The organism is Pseudomonas sp. DE0010 (assembly GCF_007680745.1).
In the GTDB taxonomy this organism is placed as follows: domain Bacteria; phylum Pseudomonadota; class Gammaproteobacteria; order Pseudomonadales; family Pseudomonadaceae; genus Aquipseudomonas; species Aquipseudomonas parafulva_B.
This window is the reverse complement of the sequence record NZ_VEJQ01000001.1, coordinates 30,749-48,648: the sequence shown is the minus strand read 5'-3', so window position 1 is coordinate 48,648 and position 17,900 is coordinate 30,749. Positions and strand designations below refer to the sequence as shown.

17 protein-coding genes are annotated in these 17,900 nt (G+C 62.1%); 8 read left to right on the top strand and 9 right to left on the bottom strand.

The window, feature by feature from the left end; translation table 11 throughout:
• Window positions 1–36: 36 nt before the first annotated feature.
• Window positions 37–708 (bottom strand): methionine ABC transporter permease, encoded by a 672-nt coding sequence (locus FS767_RS00220; RefSeq protein WP_058603678.1) that lies wholly within the window; start codon window positions 706–708, stop codon window positions 37–39.
• Window positions 708–1,715 carry a methionine ABC transporter ATP-binding protein gene (locus FS767_RS00215; protein ID WP_058603679.1) on the bottom strand — a complete coding sequence of 336 codons (1,008 nt, stop codon included), beginning with the start codon at window positions 1,713–1,715 and terminating at the stop codon, window positions 708–710. Before FS767_RS00215 ends, FS767_RS00220 begins: the two co-directional genes overlap by 1 nt.
• 222 nt (window positions 1,716–1,937) lie before the next feature.
• On the opposite strand from FS767_RS00215, the gene katE reads away from it, so the two are divergent.
• Window positions 1,938–4,073 carry a catalase HPII gene (katE, locus tag FS767_RS00210; RefSeq protein ID WP_144963741.1) on the top strand — a complete coding sequence of 712 codons (2,136 nt, stop codon included), beginning with the start codon at window positions 1,938–1,940 and terminating at the stop codon, window positions 4,071–4,073.
• 45 nt (window positions 4,074–4,118) lie between these two features.
• Here katE and FS767_RS00205 read toward each other — a convergent pair whose 3' ends face one another.
• The 4 genes from FS767_RS00205 to zur all read right to left on the bottom strand — a co-directional run bounded on the left by FS767_RS00205 (window position 4,119) and on the right by zur (window position 6,982).
• On the bottom strand, window positions 4,119–4,826 hold the full coding sequence (locus FS767_RS00205; protein WP_144963739.1) for a PA5502 family lipoprotein: 708 nt from the start codon (window positions 4,824–4,826) through the stop codon (window positions 4,119–4,121).
• 125 nt (window positions 4,827–4,951) lie between these two features.
• Window positions 4,952–5,734, bottom strand: a complete 783-nt coding sequence (gene znuB / locus FS767_RS00200; RefSeq protein ID WP_027913242.1) for a zinc ABC transporter permease subunit ZnuB — start codon at window positions 5,732–5,734, stop codon at window positions 4,952–4,954.
• Entirely contained in the window at window positions 5,727–6,500 is a 774-nt protein-coding gene (gene znuC, locus FS767_RS00195) for a zinc ABC transporter ATP-binding protein ZnuC (protein ID WP_058603683.1), read from the bottom strand. The genes znuB and znuC overlap by 8 nt, the downstream gene beginning before the upstream one ends.
• Entirely contained in the window at window positions 6,497–6,982 is a 486-nt protein-coding gene (zur, locus tag FS767_RS00190) for a zinc uptake transcriptional repressor Zur (protein WP_058603684.1), read from the bottom strand. The genes znuC and zur overlap by 4 nt, the downstream gene beginning before the upstream one ends.
• An 18-nt stretch (window positions 6,983–7,000) precedes the next feature.
• On the opposite strand from zur, the gene FS767_RS00185 reads away from it, so the two are divergent.
• The gene (locus tag FS767_RS00185) at window positions 7,001–7,954 is read left to right on the top strand and encodes a zinc ABC transporter substrate-binding protein (protein ID WP_371921566.1); all 954 of its coding nucleotides are present in this window, start codon (window positions 7,001–7,003) and stop codon (window positions 7,952–7,954) included.
• A 92-nt stretch (window positions 7,955–8,046) separates the two neighbouring features.
• On the opposite strand, the gene FS767_RS00180 is transcribed toward FS767_RS00185, so the two are convergent.
• Together FS767_RS00180 and FS767_RS00175 are read right to left on the bottom strand one after the other, a co-directional pair.
• Window positions 8,047–8,997, bottom strand: coding sequence for a homoserine kinase (locus tag FS767_RS00180; protein WP_027913238.1), 951 nt, complete (start codon window positions 8,995–8,997; stop codon window positions 8,047–8,049).
• 68 nt (window positions 8,998–9,065) lie between these two features.
• Window positions 9,066–9,353, bottom strand: a complete 288-nt coding sequence (locus FS767_RS00175; protein WP_027913237.1) for a DUF2782 domain-containing protein — start codon at window positions 9,351–9,353, stop codon at window positions 9,066–9,068.
• A gap of 75 nt (window positions 9,354–9,428) precedes the next feature.
• Here FS767_RS00175 and polA point away from each other — a divergent pair, with 75 nt between their 5' ends.
• Window positions 9,429–12,176: a DNA polymerase I gene (gene polA, locus FS767_RS00170; protein ID WP_178102695.1), complete on the top strand. Its 2,748-nt coding sequence runs from the start codon at window positions 9,429–9,431 to the stop codon at window positions 12,174–12,176.
• A 298-nt stretch (window positions 12,177–12,474) separates the two neighbouring features.
• Here the strand turns inward: polA and yihA are convergent, their stop codons facing one another.
• Window positions 12,475–13,107, bottom strand: a complete 633-nt coding sequence (yihA, locus tag FS767_RS00165) for a ribosome biogenesis GTP-binding protein YihA/YsxC (RefSeq protein ID WP_144963733.1) — start codon at window positions 13,105–13,107, stop codon at window positions 12,475–12,477.
• Window positions 13,108–13,335: 228 nt separating this feature from the next.
• On the opposite strand from yihA, the gene FS767_RS23130 reads away from it, so the two are divergent.
• The 5 genes from FS767_RS23130 (at window position 13,336) to FS767_RS00140 (ending at window position 17,877) form a co-directional block, all read left to right on the top strand.
• On the top strand, window positions 13,336–13,608 hold the full coding sequence (locus FS767_RS23130; RefSeq protein WP_078477785.1) for a cytochrome c5 family protein: 273 nt from the start codon (window positions 13,336–13,338) through the stop codon (window positions 13,606–13,608).
• Window positions 13,609–13,639: 31 nt separating this feature from the next.
• On the top strand, window positions 13,640–14,257 hold the full coding sequence (locus FS767_RS00155) for a cytochrome c (RefSeq protein ID WP_023532830.1): 618 nt from the start codon (window positions 13,640–13,642) through the stop codon (window positions 14,255–14,257).
• A gap of 151 nt (window positions 14,258–14,408) precedes the next feature.
• Entirely contained in the window at window positions 14,409–15,041 is a 633-nt protein-coding gene (dsbA, locus tag FS767_RS00150; RefSeq protein ID WP_058603689.1) for a thiol:disulfide interchange protein DsbA, read from the top strand.
• Window positions 15,042–15,052: 11 nt separating this feature from the next.
• Window positions 15,053–15,907, top strand: a complete 855-nt coding sequence (locus FS767_RS00145) for an endonuclease/exonuclease/phosphatase family protein (protein WP_023532864.1) — start codon at window positions 15,053–15,055, stop codon at window positions 15,905–15,907.
• Between the two features lie 95 nt (window positions 15,908–16,002).
• Window positions 16,003–17,877, top strand: coding sequence for a GGDEF domain-containing protein (locus FS767_RS00140; protein WP_144963731.1), 1,875 nt, complete (start codon window positions 16,003–16,005; stop codon window positions 17,875–17,877).
• The last annotated feature ends 23 nt before the right edge of the window (window positions 17,878–17,900 follow it).

Genomic DNA, 17,900 nt, shown 5'->3' with positions numbered 1-17,900 from the left:
CCCCCGAACGGGTCGGCCGAGCCGACCCCATTGGGGTTACTTACGGGAAAAATGCACAACCAGCCGGTCGCCGACACTTTGCAGGACCTGCACCAGCACCAGCAACAGCACTACGGTCACGACCATGACGTCGGTCTGGAAGCGCTGGTAGCCGAAGCGAATCGCCAGGTCCCCTAGGCCACCCGCACCCACAACACCGGCCATCGCGGTGTAGGAAACCAGCGTGATGGCCGTGACGGTGATCGCGGCGAAGATCCCTGGCCGGGCCTCGGGCAACAGTGCGCTGGTGATGATCTGGCGCGTGGTGGCACCCATGGACTGCGTGGCTTCGATGATGCCGCGATCCACTTCACGCAGGGCGGTTTCGACCAGGCGGGCGAAGAATGGCGTGGCACCCACCACCAGGGGCGGAATCGCACCCGCCACGCCCAGCGACGTGCCGGTGATCAGCACGGTAATGGGGATCATCACGATCAGCAGGATGATGAACGGCAGCGAACGCAGCACGTTGACCACCAGCGACAGCAAGGCGTACACGCCCTTTTGTTCGAACATCTGGCGCGGACCGCACAGAAACAGCAGCACGCCCAGCGGCAGACCCAGCAGCACGGTGAAGAACAGCGAGCCGAACAGCATGATCAGGGTATCGACGGTTGCCAACCAGATTTCGGCCCAGTCGACATTGGCAAAGAAACTCAAGGCGTCCATCAACGCAGTACCTCCATATGAACATCCGCGGCCTTGAAGCGGGCAAAGGCCGCTTGCATGTCGCCGCCAATCAGGGCGAGCGTGAGCTGACCGTAGGGGACGTCCTTGATGCGGTCGATACGCCCGGCGAGGATGCTGTAGTCCACGCCGGTCTCGCGGGCAACGGTGCCCAGCAGCGGTGCGTAGGTGGCGTCACCCTGGAAGGTCAGGCGTACGATGCGGCCTGGCACATGGGCGAAGTCGTCGCGCTGTTCGCCTTCATCGACGTGATCGTCTTCCTGCACGAAGCGCTTGGTGGTGGGGTGCTGCGGGTGCAGGAACACATCCGCCACCGAGCCTTGCTCGACGATCTGACCGGCGTCCATCACTGCTACCCGGTCGCAGACGCGGCGAATCACGTCCATTTCGTGGGTGATCAGCACGATGGTGAGTTTCAGCTCCCGGTTGATCTCGGCCAGTAGCTGCAGTACCGAGGCAGTGGTCTGCGGGTCCAGGGCGCTGGTCGCCTCATCACACAACAGGATCTTCGGGTTGGTCGACAAGGCACGGGCAATGCCGACGCGCTGCTTCTGACCGCCCGACAACTGCGCAGGGTACTTGCGAGCATGGTCCGACAGACCGACCCGGGCCAGAAGCTCGACCACGCGTTTGTCGATCTCGGCGCGCGACAATTGGCCAGCAAGGGTGAGCGGCAGGGCGACGTTGTCTGCAACGGTCTTGGAAGCCAGCAGGTTGAAATGCTGGAAAATCATGCCGACCTGTTGGCGAAAGCCGCGCAATTGGGTGGCATTGAATGCGGTCACTTCTTCACCGTCGACGATGATCTTGCCGCCGGAAGGCTCTTCCAGGCGATTGATCAGGCGCAGCATGGTGCTCTTGCCGGCCCCGGAATGGCCGATCAGGCCGAACACCTGGCCATCCTCGATCGTCAGAGTCGTGGGATTCAGTGCGGGAATTTCTCTACCGGCAACGCGGTAAGTCTTGTGTACCTGTTGGAACTCGATCACGTAGCGAACCTTGTGGGGCGCATGGAAATTGATTCAGCGGTGGGCTGGGGGCCGCATTTTAGCCTTTTATAACCGCTGTTCTTAGCATTTATTTTGCCTCTGACCAATCTGAACGCTATATGACGACAGCTGGTCATCCCGATGGAACGCTCGCTCCTCTGCCCGAGTCACTAGCTGGACAAGCCCGATCGGGCGCCTGAAGACTGATGAGGAAAGCCAACCATGCCCAGCAAGAACAAGGATGCGCCGAAGCACAGCGAGGCCGCAGGTACCCAGACCCCGGATCGGGCCAATACCAATGCCAAGCTGCAGAGCCTGGAAGCAGACCGCAGCGATGCCACCGGGCAGGCGCTGCGCACTAATCAGGGCGTGCGCATCTCGGACAACCAGAACACCTTGAAGGCCGGCGACCGCGGCCCCTCGCTGCTTGAAGACTTCATCATGCGCGAGAAGATCACCCATTTTGACCATGAGCGCATCCCGGAGCGTATCGTCCACGCACGAGGCACCGGTGCCCACGGTTATTTCCAGAGCTATGGCTGCCACGCCGAACTGACCAAGGCCGGCTTCCTGCAAGACCCGGAAAAGATCACCCCGGTATTCGTACGCTTCTCCACCGTACAGGGGCCGCGCGGCTCCGGCGACACGGTGCGCGACGTGCGCGGCTTTGCCGTGAAGTTCTACACCGATGAGGGCAACTTCGACCTGGTCGGCAACAACATGCCGGTGTTCTTCATCCAGGACGCCATCAAGTTCCCGGACTTCGTACACGCCGTCAAACCCGAGCCGCACAACGAGATCCCTACCGGCGGTTCGGCTCACGACACCTTCTGGGACTTCGTCTCGCTGGTGCCTGAATCGGCGCACATGGTCGTCTGGGCCATGTCCGACCGTGCCATTCCGCGCAGCCTGCGCATGATGGAAGGCTTCGGCGTGCACACCTTCCGCCTGGTCAACGCCGAAGGCGTGGCCCATTTCGTCAAATTCCACTGGAAGCCCAGCGAGGGCGTGCACTCCGTACTGTGGGACGAGGCGCAAAAACTGGCAGGCAAGGACACCGACTATCACCGTCGCGACCTGTGGGAAGCCATCGAAACCGGCGACTACCCGGAATGGGAGCTGGGCGTGCAGATCGTGCCTGAGGCCGACGAGCACAAGTTCGACTTCGACCTGCTGGACCCGACCAAGATCATCCCTGAAGAGCTGGTGCCGGTCACGCCACTGGGCAAGATGGTGCTTAACCGCAACCCGGACAACTTCTTCTCCGAGGTCGAGCAGATCGCATTCTGCCCAGGCCACATCGTACCGGGTATCGACTTTACCAATGACCCGTTGCTGCAGGGGCGCCTGTTCTCCTACACCGATACCCAGATCAGCCGCCTGGGTGGCCCGAACTTCCACCAGATCCCGATCAATCGCCCGGTCGCGCCGAACCACAACAACCAGCGCGACGCGATGCACCAGCATATCGTGCACAAGGGCCGCGCCGCCTACGAGCCCAACTCCATCGATGGTGGTTGGCCGAAGGAAACCCCGCCCGGCCCACGCGATGGCGGTTTCGAGACCTATCAGGAACGCGTCGATGCGCACAAGATTCGCCAGCGCAGCGATTCGTTCGGTGACCATTTCTCCCAGGCGCGCCTGTTCTTCCAGAGCATGAGCCCGACCGAACAGCAGCACATCATCAAGGCCTACAGCTTCGAGTTGGGCAAGGTCGAGCGTGAGCACATCCGCGCCCGCCAGGTGAATGAAATTCTCGCCAACATCGACCTGAAGCTGGCAGCCGCCGTGGCCGAAAACCTGGGCCTGCCAGCCCCTAAAGCCGGTACCGTCAAGGTCAAGGGCAGCCAGTTGGCCGAATCGCCAGCCCTCAGCCAGATGAACCACCCGGGCAAGGTTGGGATCAAGGGTCGCAAGATCGCTGTACTGATCGCCAATGGCGTGGATGCTGCCAGTGTCGACAAGGTGGTCAAGGCTCTTGAGGCGCAGAGTGCTCGCCCCATGCTGCTGGGCCCGACCTCGGCGCCTGTGAAGGCCGCCGACGGTACGCAACTGCCGGTGGATGCGTCGATGGAAGGCATGCCGTCGATCATGTTCGATGGCATCGTCGTACCCGCTGGCAAGGCATCCACCGATGCCATGGCGGCCAGTGGCCTGGCCAAGCACTTCCTGCTTGAGGGCTACAAGCACCTCAAGGCGATGGTGCTGACTCAGGAACTGCTGGCAACGTTGGGTCTGAAGGAAGACAAAGGTCTGCTGACCGGCGACGACCAGAAGGCCATGGACGCGTTCGTCAAGGCAGTGGAAGGGCATCGCGTGTGGGAGCGTGAAGCGGCTGCCGAAGCGGTTCCTGCTTAAGTCACCGGTGTATCAGGGGCTGCCTCGCAGCCCCTGTTCACTGGCTTAGCGCTGGTGGGGAACCAGCACCACCTGAGCAGGCAGCGCGCGCTGGATATCGTGCTTCTGTTTCAGCTCGAAGGTGCTGTCGATCTTGCGAACACGCTTGGCCAATAATGTCTTCAGCCACGGCGCATCCGCGCTGCGTGGCACCTGGAACACCACATCGCAACCATAGTTGACAACGTCGGCGGCAATGTCATCGAGTTGCTGGCGCATGGCTTGGATGTTGGTGGTTTCCAACGCAATGACCGTGCTGGGCGCACTGGGGTCGATCATTCGAGCCCTAGGCTTGGCTTCGGCAGCCTTGAGTGCGGCTTCGGCCTTGGCCAACTCGGCCTTGCGCGCTTGTGAAACGGCATCACCGCCAGTAACCGCCGGAGCCTGTGGCATGAGTGCGCGTGCGCGCGCCAGGGCTGTGACCGCCGCGTTCACGTCACCCTTCTGCAGCATGATCTGACTGCGTTGCAGGTAAGCTTCGGCCAGCTCGCGCTGGTATTGTTCGATGCGGCCGTCGCCAGGCGACTGCGCTTGCAGGGAGACCAGTTGGTCTTCTGCGGTGGCCAGCTCGTTGCTGGCGATATTTTGTTGCAATTGCTGCCATGCATCAGGCTGGGCAGGCGTGCTGGCCTGTTCGACCGGTGCTTGGGAGCACGCGGCGAGGACCAGGGAAAATACGCCAACAAGCAGACAACGGGAGGCAAACGGCTTCATTCCTGCGGCTCTCTATTTGCGCAAAAAGCGAGCAAGTCTACACCCAGGTGCGCACGCTCGAAAACTGGTCTTACAGACCCTTAAGTGCGCCGAAGGTTGCAAGGCAGGCCTTGTAAGCCTTCCGCTCACCGTTTGGGCAGGGCCAGACTCAGCAAGAATAGCACCGCAGCGCACACCACAATGGATGGGCCGGCAGGGGTGTCCTTGAACCATGACAAGGCCAGCCCGCCGCAGACCGCGACTACGCCTATGACGCTGGCGCCTACGGCCATCTGCTCCGGAGAGCGCGCATGCCGTTGTGCAGCTGCCGCCGGAATGATCAATAAAGAAGTGATCAGCAAGACGCCAACGATCTTCATGGCCACCGCAATGACTACGGCAATGAGCAGCATCAGCGCCATGCGCAAGGCTGCAACCGGCAGCCCTTCGACCGTTGCCAGTTCTTCGTGGACGGTGACGGCGAGCAAAGGGCGCCACAAGACGGCGATCAGTACGAGTACCAGGGCGCTACCGCCCAAGATCCAGGCAAGATCGGTCGGGCTGATGGCCAGCAGATCCCCGAACAGGTAAGCCATCAGGTCGATGCGTACGTCGTGCATGAAGCTCAGCACCACCAGGCCCAGGGACAAGGTACTGGGTGCCAGGATACCCAGCAGTGTGTCGGATGCCAGAGGCTGGCGTTGCTGCAAGGTCACCAGCAGAATCGCCAGCAACAGGCAGCCCACGGTGACGGCCAACGTGGGGCTGACATCCAGCACGAAGCCCAGGGCCACGCCCAGCAAGGCGGCATGGGACAGGGTGTCGCCAAAATAGGCCATGCGCCGCCAGACGACGAACGAGCCAAGAGGGCCAGCTACTAGCGCGAGGGACAGACCAGCGAGCAGGGCGTAGAGAAGAAAATCAGCCATGCTTGCAGTGCGCTCCGTGAACATGGGGGGCTGGGGCGACCACCGAACCGTGCAGGTCGTGGCTGTGGTCATGATGATGGTGATAAATGGCCAGGCTCGGTGCGGTCTGGCCGAACAGTTCGACGAATGCCGGGTCACCGCTGACCTGCTCGGGATGACCGGAGCAGCACACATGGCGGTTCAGGCACACCACCTGGTCGGTCGCACTCATGACCAGGTGCAGGTCGTGGGAAACCATCAACACGCCGCAACCCAGGCGGTCACGCAGTCGGGTGATGAGGTTGTACAGCTCGGTCTGCCCTACCACGTCAACGCCTTGGACCGGCTCGTCCAGCACCAGCAACTGCGGCTCTCGCAGCAGTGCACGGGCCAGCAGCACGCGCTGCATTTCACCTCCGGACACCGTCTGGATCGGGCTGTCGATCACGTGCTCGGCGCCGACCTGCTGAAGCGCTGACAAGGCCGCCACGCGATCCACGCCGGGCACCAGGCGCAGAAAGCGCAGCACCGACAACGGCAGCGTGGCGTCGACCTGGATTTTTTGCGGCATGTAGCCAATGCGCAGCCGGGGTTTGCGCCATACCGAGCCGCGGTGTGGCTTGAGCAGCCCCAGCACGGCGCGGACCAACGTGGTCTTGCCCGCCCCATTGGGCCCGATCAGGGTGACGATCTGGCCGGGCGCGACTGCCAGGTCAATGCTGTCGAGCACGGCCTCGCCGCCATAGGTGACGCCGACCTGCTCCAGGCGGATCAGCGCGTCGCTCATGCCGCGTCCTTGCAGTTGCTGCACACGCCCACGACTTCGACGGTCTGGTTCTCGACCGTGAAACCCACGTGCCTGGCGCTGCCGACGATGGCATCGCTGATACTCGCCTGCTCCAGTTCAATGGCGATATGGCACAGTCGGCAAATCAGAAACTGCCCCTGGTGCGAATGCTCGGGATGGCTACAACCGATGAAGGCGTTCAGCGAGGCGATGCGGTGCACAAGGCCGTTTTCCAGGAGGAAGTCCAGCGCGCGGTACACCGTGGGCGGCGCCGCGCGACGACCATCCTGTTCGCTGAGCACCGCCAGAATGTCGTAGGCGCCCAGCGGTTTGTGGCTCTGCCACACCAGCTCCAGTACCCGGCGACGCAGCGCCGTCAGGCGCAGCCCCTGACGGGCGCACAAGGCGTCGGCTTCGGCCAGGGCGCTGTGCACGCAATGGGAATGGTCATGGGGACGGTTGGCCAGCGGCGTAATGGACATGGGCAGCGACGATTCTGGATGGAGACGTTATTATGTTACCTGTTTCTGACGATTCGAGTACCTACCGTGGCCCGATTCCTTACCCTGTTTGTCGCTTTCATCGCATTTTCCGCCCACGCCGACGTGCGTGTGCTGACCAGCATCAAGCCGCTGCAACAGATCGCCGCTGCTGTGCAGGACGGTGTCGGCAGCCCTGAAGTGCTGTTGCCGCCAGGCGCCTCGCCTCACCATTACGCATTGCGTCCCTCGGACGTGCGCAGGGTCGCGGATGCGGATTTGCTGTACTGGATCGGCCCGGACATGGAAGGCTTCCTGCCAAGGGTGCTGGGCAACCGCAGCAAGTCGACCGTCGCGGTACAGTCGCTGCCGGGCATGAAGCTGCGTCACTTCGGTGAAGACAGCCATTCCCATGACGAAGACCATGACGACCATGACCATGACCACCGCCCGGGCAGCCTCGATGCGCACTTGTGGTTGTCTTCGGTGAACGCCCGGGTGATCGCTGGAAAGATGGCCGCCGATCTCGCCAGCGCGGACCCTGCCAATGCCGACCGCTACAAGCGTAACCTGGCGGCGTTCACCCAACGCCTGGACGCGCTCGACGCCCGTATCAAGGCAAGGGTAGCGGGCGTGGCCGGCAAGCCGTATTTCGTGTTCCACGAGGCCTTCGATTATTTCGAAGCTGAATATGGCCTCAAGCATACCGGCGTGTTCAGTGTGGCCTCCGAAGTGCAGCCCGGCGCTCAACACGTGGCCGCCATGCGCAAGCGGCTGCAGGAAGTGGGCAAGACGTGCGTCTTCAGCGAGCCGCCCTTGCGCCCTCGACTGGCCGAAACCCTGACAGCCGGTTTGCCGGTGCGCCTGGCCGAGCTCGATGCGCTTGGCGGCACCGATCCGGTAAATGCGCAAGGCTACGAGCGCTTGCTCGACAAGCTAGGAAGCGACCTGGCGAGCTGCCTGGAGCAGTTGTAATGGTATGAGGTGGCGGCATGCCTGGGTTGAGCGCCGCCTGGGCATTGCCTGATTCCCATGGGCAGGCGCAGGGCCTGCCGACAGGGTTCGGGTCAGAGGGCGAATGGCAGCTTCACGGCCACCTGCTGGCGCTGCGCCAGGCGCACTTCGAATTCGCTTGGGTCGTGGATCATCACGTCCATGCCGGCGAAGGACTCAGCCGCGATCAGGCGAGACAGCCAGAACCGCACGCAGGCAACGCGCAACATCTGCGGCCAGAGTTCAGCTTCGGCTGCTGTGAATGGCCGCAATGCGGCGTAGGCGGCAAGCAAAGCCTGGGCGCGGGGTACATCGATGCCGGCCTGTGCATCCAGGCACCAGTCGTTCAGGGTAATGGCAATGTCGTACAGCATCGGCCCCGAGCAGGCATTGTAGAAGTCGATGACCCCAGACAAGTGGGTGCCTTCGAACATCACGTTGTCGCGGAACAGGTCGGCATGCAGGTTGGCCCGGGGCAATGCCAGGATCTGCGCCTGGTGAGCGGCGATTTCATCCAGCGCCGGTTGCAGCAGGCTGGCCTGCTCGGCGTTCAGGCGCGGCAGCAGTTCGGCCCCGGCGGCCAGCATCCACTCAAGGCCTCGGTCCGTGCGGCGCTCGATGATGTGTTCGCGGGTGGCCAGGTGAATGTGTGCCAGCAGTTCACCGACCTGGGCACAATGCTGGGCATTGGGCGCCTTGATATGTTTGCCCGAGAGCCTGGGTTGCAGCAGCGCCGGCTTGCCGCACAGCTCGCGCAGGCCATGGCCGTCACGGTCACGAATGGCGTAGGGCACTGGCATCCGGGCCGTGTGCAGGGTATCGAGCAACTCGATGAAGAACGGCATGTCCTCGCTGGGCCCGCGCTCGATCAGCGTCAGCACGAACTCCCCCTGTTCGAGGCTGACGAAGAAATTGCTGTTCTCGGTGCCGGCGGCGATACCCTGGAAATCGAGCAGACGACCCAGCTCGTAAGGTGCCAGAAAGGTTTCCAGCTCAGGCCGGGTCACGGGGGTGAAGACTGACATGATGAAAGATTGCCCATGCAGGCACTTCTGGCCGAAGTGCCGGGTTGATGTGAACGGTGCGCGTCAGATTACCACTCGAAGATCTTCCAGGACGGAATCAGCATGTCCGGCTGGTCGGATCGAATGAAATTGCCATCGGAGCCATCGGCGCGTACCAGAAAGTAAGGCTTGCCATGTTTGGGCGTGATCTTGATCGCATACAGGAAGCCGTTTTGGCGATATTCCTGGATGGTCTTGTCGCCTTCCGTGCGAATGGTCACCTCGGGATCGGCCGAGGGCGCGTCATCCGCCGCCAAGGTGACGACGGGCAGACCTGCCATCAGGCAGAGCAGTAACAGGCGATTGAGTGTACGCATGATAACCTAGTCCCTTTGTCGTCAATGATTCTGGCTATTCTAGCGCCGGACCCGTCGAAAAGGTTGATTCTGCTCATGAGCCAAGCGCCCCTCGTCCTCGTGGACGGTTCCTCCTACCTTTATCGCGCCTTCCATGCCCTGCCCCCGCTGACCACGTCCAAGGGCATGCCGACCGGTGCGGTGAAGGGTGTGCTCAACATGCTCAAGAGCCTGCGCAGGCAGTACCCGGACAGCTTGTTCGCCGTGGTGTTCGACGCCAAGGGCGGCACGTTCCGCGACACCCTGTTCGCCGACTACAAGGCCAACCGCCCCAGCATGCCGGACGATCTGCGGGTGCAGATCGAGCCGCTGCATGCCAGCGTCAAGGCCATGGGCTACCCACTGTTGTGCGTCGAGGGCGTCGAGGCTGACGATGTCATCGGTACCTTGGCCCGTAGCAGCGCAGCGCTGAACCGCCCGGTCATCATTTCTACCGGCGACAAGGACATGGCGCAGCTGGTCGACGGGCACATTACCCTGGTCAATACCATGACCGGTAGCGTGCTGGACGTGGCTGGCGTGCACGAGAAATTCGGGGTCGGCCCCGAGCACATCATCGACTTCCTGGCGCTGATGGGCGACAAGGTCGATAACATCCCAGGTGTGCCAGGTGTGGGCGAAAAGACCGCCGTCGGGCTGTTGACCGGGATCGGCGGGGGGCTCAGCGACTTGTACGCGAACCTGGACAAGGTGCCTGCGCTGCCTATTCGTGGCGCCAAGAGCCTGCCCGCCAAGCTTGAAGAGCACCGGGATGCGGCTTTCATGTCCTACGAGCTGGCTACCATCAAGATCGACGTGCCGCTGGACATCGAAGTCGATGCACTGGTGTGCGGCGAACCGGACCGCGAGGCGCTGCTGGCGCTGTACACCGAAATGGAGTTCAAGAGCTGGATTGCCGACCTGCAGCGCGATGCGGCTCGGGAAGGGGATCAACTGCCCCCGGTGGAGGCCCCGGCGGCCATGGTCGAGGCCCGCTATGAAACTATCCTTGACCAAGACCGCTTCGACGCCTGGCTCGAGAAGCTGCGCCAGGCACCGCTGTTCGCGTTCGATACCGAAACCACCGGCCTTGATGCACAGCGCGCCCAGCTGGTAGGGATTTCCTTTGCCGTCGAGCCCCATGAAGCGGCCTACGTCCCTTTGATGCACGACTACGAAGGCGCCCCTGTCCAGTTGGATCGTGAGGCCGTCCTGCTTGCGCTCAAGCCCCTGCTGGAAGATCCGGCAAAAGCCAAGGTGGGCCAGAACGCCAAGTACGACATCAACATCCTTGCCAATGGTTTTCCCGCTATCCAGGTGCGGGGTGTGGCCTATGACACCATGCTCGAATCGTACGTGTTCAACTCGACGGGCACGCGGCATGACATGGACAGCCTGGCGCAAAAGTACCTTGGGCACACCACCATCGCTTTCGAGGACATTGCGGGCAAAGGTGCCAAGCAGCTGACCTTCAACCAGATTCATCTGGACAAGGCTGGCCCCTATGCGGCCGAAGATGCCGACATCACCCTGCGCCTGCACCAGGCGTTGCAGGCGCACATGGCCAAGACGCCCAGTGTGCAGCCGGTGCTCATGGACATCGAAATGCCGCTGGTACCGGTGCTGGCCAAGATCGAGCGCCAGGGCGCGTTGGTCGATGCGGCGCTGTTGCACGTCCAGAGCGGCGAGCTGGGTGTGAAGATGGCCGAGCTGGAGCAGCGGGCCTTCGAACTGGCGGGGGAGGAATTCAACCTGGGTTCGCCCAAGCAGCTGGGCGCGATCCTGTACGACAAGCTGGGCATGCCGGTGATCAGCAAGACGGCCAAGGGCCAGCCATCGACGGCAGAAGCCGTGCTGGACGAGCTGGCCGAACAAGGGTATCCACTGCCTGAAGTGCTGATGCAGTACCGCAGCCTGAGCAAGCTCAAGAGCACCTACACCGACAAGCTGCCAGGGCAGATCAACCCGCGCACGGGTCGAATCCACACGTCGTACCAGCAGGCAGTGGCGGCCACGGGCCGTCTTTCGTCCAGTGACCCGAACCTGCAGAACATTCCGATCCGCACGGCCGAAGGCCGGCGAATCCGCCAGGCCTTCATCGCAAGCCCTGGCTACAAGCTGCTGGCCGCCGACTACTCCCAGATCGAGCTGCGCATCATGGCGCATCTGGCCAAGGACGAAGGCTTGCTGCACGCCTTCCAGAACGATCTGGACGTGCACCGTGCGACGGCAGCGGAAGTATTCGGCGTCGCGCTCGAGCAGGTTACCCATGACCAGCGGCGCAGCGCCAAGGCGATCAACTTCGGGCTGATCTACGGCATGAGCGCTTTTGGCCTGGCCAAGCAGATCGGGGTGGACCGCAAGCAGTCCCAGGACTACATCGATCGTTACTTCACCCGCTATCCAGGGGTGCTGGCCTACATGGAACGTACCCGTGCCCAGGCCGCAGAGCAGGGGTTCGTGGAAACCTTGTTCGGTCGCAGGCTCTACCTGCCTGATATCAACGCCAAGAACCCAGCCTTGCGCCGGGGAGCCGAGCGCACGGCGATCAACGCGCCGATGCAAGGCACGGCCGCCGATATCATCAAGCGCGCCATGGTCAATGTGGAAAACTGGCTGACCGAAAGCGCACTGGATGCGCGGGTGATCCTGCAGGTGCACGACGAACTTGTTCTCGAGGTGCGCGAAGACTTGCTGGACCTGGTGAAAGATGAAATTCGAAAGCATATGAGCCAGGCGGCGCAACTGGATGTGCCGCTGCTGGTCGAGGCCGGTGTAGGCGCGAACTGGGACGAAGCCCACTGATTGCACGGGGCAAAGGGGCGTTGTGTGGCGATTTTCGTTACAGGCGCCCCGGCCTGTATCCATCCGTTTCATGAAACTGTGGCAAATAGTTCCAGGCCCCAGGAACTAAAGCAGTGAACTGCAACTCAGAGTACCTGAATGGCTGGTGAAGCCGTTCGATGCTCCTATGTTGTGTTAAGTGTTGGCAGATATCCGGACCCCGCCCTAGCGGTCCGGGCTTGGACCCCGAACTTCCCCCTCCCCATACGAAGTCCGGGGTTTTTTTTGCCTGAAATTTGCCTGACGCGGGCCTTCGCCCTCAGGCGACAGGCTTGTCTTCGAGCGCCATCCACTCGGCCAGCACGCGGTAGGCGTCTTCAAGGCCCAGGCGCTTGGGGGCCGAGAACAGTTGGATGGTCACGCCTTCGCCCCAGCCTTTCCTGATCTCCGATTGCACCTTGAGCAAGGTGTTCTTGGCGGCGCCGTGGGTGAGCTTGTCGGCCTTGGTCAGCAGGATGTGCATGGGCATGCCGCTGGCCTTGGCCCAATCGAGCATCATTTTGTCGAAGTCCGTCATCGGGTGGCGGACATCCATCATCAAGATCACGCCACGCAGGCATTCGCGGCTGCCCAGGTAAGCTTCCAGGTGGCGCTGCCAGTGCTGCTTGAGGGGGATGGGCACCTTGGCGTAGCCGTAGCCTGGGAGGTCGACCAGGCGGCGTTCGTCATCCAGGCTGAAGAAGTTCAGCAACTGGGTACGGCCGGGTGTTTTCGAGGTACGGGCCAGGCTGGCATGGGTCAGCGTGTTCAGTGCGCTGGATTTGCCGGCGTTGGAGCGGCCGGCGAAGGCCACCTCGTAACCCTGGTCGTCCGGGCATTGTTCGACCTTGGCAGCGCTGAGGGCGAATTTGGCTTTCTGGCACAGGCCGAGGATGGGGTTCTTGACTTGCATGGGATATCCGATGTGGTGATGCCAGCCCCCTGTCGAGCGGGGCCTGGCAAGCGGTGTCGTTTCCGTTTGGGTGGCGGAAGTATATAATGCCCCAGTTTTTGTGTGCTCATTCTCCCGGCTTTGGGGGACGAGCATGGGGTGTCGAACATGAGCTTGCGCATTAGAACGCAGCGCGGCCCCCAACCCTGAACGTCATGGCGCAATACGCAATGGCCGCTTGCTGTCGGTCTGTTCCTGCCGGTTTTCAGCGCACAGGCTACACAGGATTCCGAGGTGTTGTACAACCGCGTGTGTGCGGGGGGTACAGCGAACGCCTGCTCCATGAGCCCAGACGGGCGATCGGGCAACCCGAATCCTGATCTGGCGCAATGCATGAATAGCTCGGCACGGCACAATGCTCAGGGTTTCAAGGCTATGCCGCCGCGTGGATTGTGCATGGACTGCAGTGCCGAGGACTACCGTCTGGTCATCCTTTGGATGAATGGCAGTCCCGATACATAACATTTCACCCCTAGCCGTGTTGGATTAGCTGATGAACAAACTAGTCGTGAGTCTGCTGTTGAGCCTGGGTGTCGCAGGTGCGGCCACTGCTGCGCAGCCCGTCAAAGGCGATGCCGCCGCAGGTCAGGCCAAGACGGCCGTCTGCGGGGCCTGCCACAACCCAGATGGCAATAGCCTGGCACCGAACTTCCCCAAGCTGGCAGGTCAAGGCCAGCGCTACCTCGAAAAACAAATGCACGACATCAAGTCCGGCAAACGCGTCGTGCTGGAGATGACCGGCATGCTGGCCGGCTTCAACGACCAGGACCTGGCCGACATCGCGGCGTATTTCGCCAGCCAGAAAGGCAGCGTGGGTGCAGCCGACCCTGCGCTGGTCGAGCGTGGGCGTGCGCTGTTCAACGGTGGCGACCTGGACAAGGGCATGCCGGCCTGCACGGGCTGCCACTCGCCTGACGGGGCAGGTATCGCACTGGCCGGGTTCCCTCACCTGAGCGGGCAGCATGCCCAATACGTGAGCAAGCAGCTCACCGACTTCCGTGAAGGCAACCGCACCAATGATGGGGATGCCATGACCATGCGCACCATCGCCGGGAAGCTCAGTAACCATGACATCGAGGCCTTGGCCAGCTACATCCAGGGCCTGCATTAATGCCGGGTTAATGTTGCAAGCCAAAGATGAAAGGGCGGCGCGGCTGCCCTTTTTTTTGCCCGCAGCCGTTACACTACAGAACTAGAGCCCTTCCCGGCCTGTCTCAATCCAGGTCGTGCCGTGGCGACCCATGACTGCTCAGGAGTAAAGCATGCGTAAACTGATTCTCAGCGCTGCGCTGGTCGCTGCCAGCGTACTTGGTATGACTTCCGTCCAGGCCGCAGAGCCTGTAGCCGGCAAGGAATATGTCGAGCTGAGCAACCCGGTTCCGGTTTCCGTGCCTGGCAAGATCGAAGTGGTCGAGTTGTTCTGGTATGGCTGCCCGCATTGCTATCACTTCGAGCCTGTCATCAACCCTTGGGTCGACAAGCTGCCCAAGGACGTCAACTTCAAGCGTGTGCCGGCCATGTTCGGCGGCCCTTGGGATGCCCATGGCCAGATGTTCCTGACCCTGGAAGCGATGGGCGTCGAGCACAAGGTGCACGCGGCGGTATTCGACGCCATTCAAAACCAGCGCAAGCGTCTGACAGACCCAGAAGACATGGCCGATTTCCTGGCAACGCAAGGTGTGGACAAGGCCAAGTTCCTGGCTACCTACAACTCCTTCGCCATCAAGGGCCAGGTCAACCAGGCGAAAGAACTGGCCAAGAAATATGAAATCACTGGCGTTCCCAGCATGGTGGTTAACGGTAAGTATCGCTTCGACCTGGGCACCGCTGGTGGGCCTGAGGGCGTCCTCAACGTGGCCGACCAGTTGATCGACAAGGAGCGCGCTGCCAAGTAGGCAGCGCACCCATGCCTCGCCTACGGGCCACGCGCGGCGTTGCCCTGCCCCAGCCGCAGGTCAACGAGCATCACCTGCAAGCCCCCGGTTTGCCGGAAGATGGTCGTCTGCGGCTGCTTAGCTTCAATATCCAGGTAGGCATCAGTACCGAGCGTTATCGGCATTACCTGACGCGCAGCTGGCAGCACCTGTTGCCGCACACTGGCCGGGCCAGCAACTTGCAGAAAATCGGTAAGTTGCTTGGTGACTTCGACCTGGTGGCCCTGCAAGAGGCGGATGGGGGCAGCATGCGCTCGGGCTATGTCAACCAGGTCGAGCATCTGGCCCAACTGGGTGCCTTCCCCTACTGGTACCAACAGCTCAATCGCAACCTTGGGCGCTTCGCCCAGCACAGCAATGGCGTACTGAGCCGTCTGAAGCCTCATCAGCTCGAAGATCACCCACTGCCTGGCCCAGCAGGGCGCGGGGCTATCCTGGTGCGCTTCGGCGAGGGTGAGGACGCGCTGATCGTGGTCATGATGCACCTGGCATTGGGCGCCAAGACCCGCGCACTGCAGCTGGCCTACATCCGCGAACTGATCGGCGGGTACCGCCATCAGGTGTTGATGGGGGACATGAACACCCATGCCACCGACCTGCTCGAGCACTCACCCTTGCGCGACCTTGGCCTGATCGCGCCCCAGGTGGAGGCCACCTTCCCCAGCTGGCGACCACAGCGCTGCCTGGACCACATCCTGCTCAGCCCGAGCCTTACCCTGGAAAGGGTCGAGGTGCTGGCCCAGCCGATTTCCGATCATCTTCCCGTGGCCGTCGAGATCCGATTGCCTGATGCATTGACTGTGGATACGCTGCCGGCCTTGAGCTGAATCAACTGACGCCTCGCTTGCCCTCAAGTGTCCCGGGCGCGCGCCGACAGTGTGTATCAGACAGCCCCAGTTGTATCACCCGTGCGGACACAGGCATGACCGAAGAAGCCGAGCGCTGGAAAGAAAAATACCTGATAAGCATTGAGCAACAGGAGAAGCTCGAACGTCGCTGGGAAGCGCGCCTGGACTTGCTGCGTCGAGGCCTGGTTCGCAGTACGTTGGCCGCCGAGGGCAGCGACAAGGTCGTCGACCAGTGCATGAAGGAAATGCGCGAGGTCATTCGCAGTGACAACATGGACGCCGGGCTCGCCGGCCTGATCCCCCGTCTTGAAAAAGCCGTACTGGAGTCTGAACAGCGCCGCGAAACCCGCATGCACCAAGTGGGCGATGCGCTGACGGCGCTGGTCGATCAGTTGCAAGGCCTGCCGTTGAGCAGCGATGTCTCAAGGCCGTTGAAGAAGCTTGCCAAGCGGCTGGAGGCCGGCGTTACCCAGTCTCGTGATCTGCCGCCACTGCTGGGGGAACTCAGTGGTCTGCAAGGGCGTGCGTTGGCCGCGCTGGACAGGCCCGAAGGCGGATCGCGGGGCGGCTTTCTGCAGCGATTGTTCAAAGGCCGCGATGAACCGGCGCCTGTCGAGGCCGCCAGCGAGCAGGTGACGGGCCCCGCCCCTGTTGCCGCCCAACCCCTGGTACAGGAAGCATCTCTTCTGCCTCAACACGATGGGCATGAACATAACGATGCGTCCCCGTCGCTGGTCGAGTCTGAACACGTGCCGGATGTCGAGCCGCCACCCATTCCCCCGGCACCTCCCATGGCGATGGATACGCCATTGCGAACTGGGGGGGATGATGACCCGACCCCTTTGACCGATGTGCCGTTGGCTGATCAAGACGCCTATGCGCTGCCCTACGCAGTCGAGCCGCCCTACAGCCAGGTTGCCGCCCATATCGAGCAGACGCTGCTCGGTCTATTGGATGACCTGAGCCTGCCAGATCGCCACAAGGCCCAGGCGCAGGCGATGCGCGAACGGGTGGCGCGCGGTATGAACTGGTACGAGTTGATTCCTGTACTGGATGATCTTGCCGTGTTGCTGCTGGCGATCACCGACAGTGGCCAGCATGAGTTCGAAACCTATCTGCAATTGCTCAATGAACGGCTCGAAGGTTTCCACGGCCACTTGCAGGCCGCCAGTGCCGGTCACGCCGACAACAGCAGTGCAGCACGCCAGCTGGACACTCAATTGCGTGAACAGGTGGACGGGCTGCAAACCGACATGCAGGGCGCCGCAGACGTATCGAGCTTGAAGCACCTGCTCGAAAGCCGGCTCGAGGGCTTGCTGATGACAATGGACCAGCACCAGCACGAGCGCGACCGCCGCGAGCAGGCGCTGGCTGGGCGCCTGCAGGGCCTGTCCGAGCGCGTGGCCAGCATGGAGCAGGAAGCGTTGGGTTATCGTGAGCACCTGGAGGAGCAGCGGCAAAAGGCGTTGCTCGACCCACTGACCGGCCTGCCCAATCGTGCGGCCTGGAGCGAACAGGTAGAGCGCGAAATGCAGCGCTGGCAGGAAAACGGCGGCGACCTGGCCATGGCGATTCTGGACCTGGATCATTTCAAGCAGATCAACGATGGCTATGGGCATCTGGCCGGCGACAAGGTACTGAAGATCGTGGCCGATCAGTTGCACAAACGGCTGCGGGGCCAGGATTTCATTGCCCGCTTCGGGGGCGAGGAGTTCGTGTTGCTGCTGCCCGACACCTCGCCGGCAGACGCATTGCAGGTCGTCGAAACGATGCGCCTTGCCGTAGAGGCCTGCCCGTTTCACTTCAAGGGAGAGCGGGTGGTAGTGTCCACGTCCATCGGCCTGAGCGCCTTCAGGCCCGGTGAGGTGGCCGATCAGGTGCTCAAGCGTGCTGACGCAGCGCTTTACCGTGCCAAGCAACGGGGGCGCAATTGCGTGGAGCAGCACTGACCGGGGGCCTGGCAAGGGCGAGC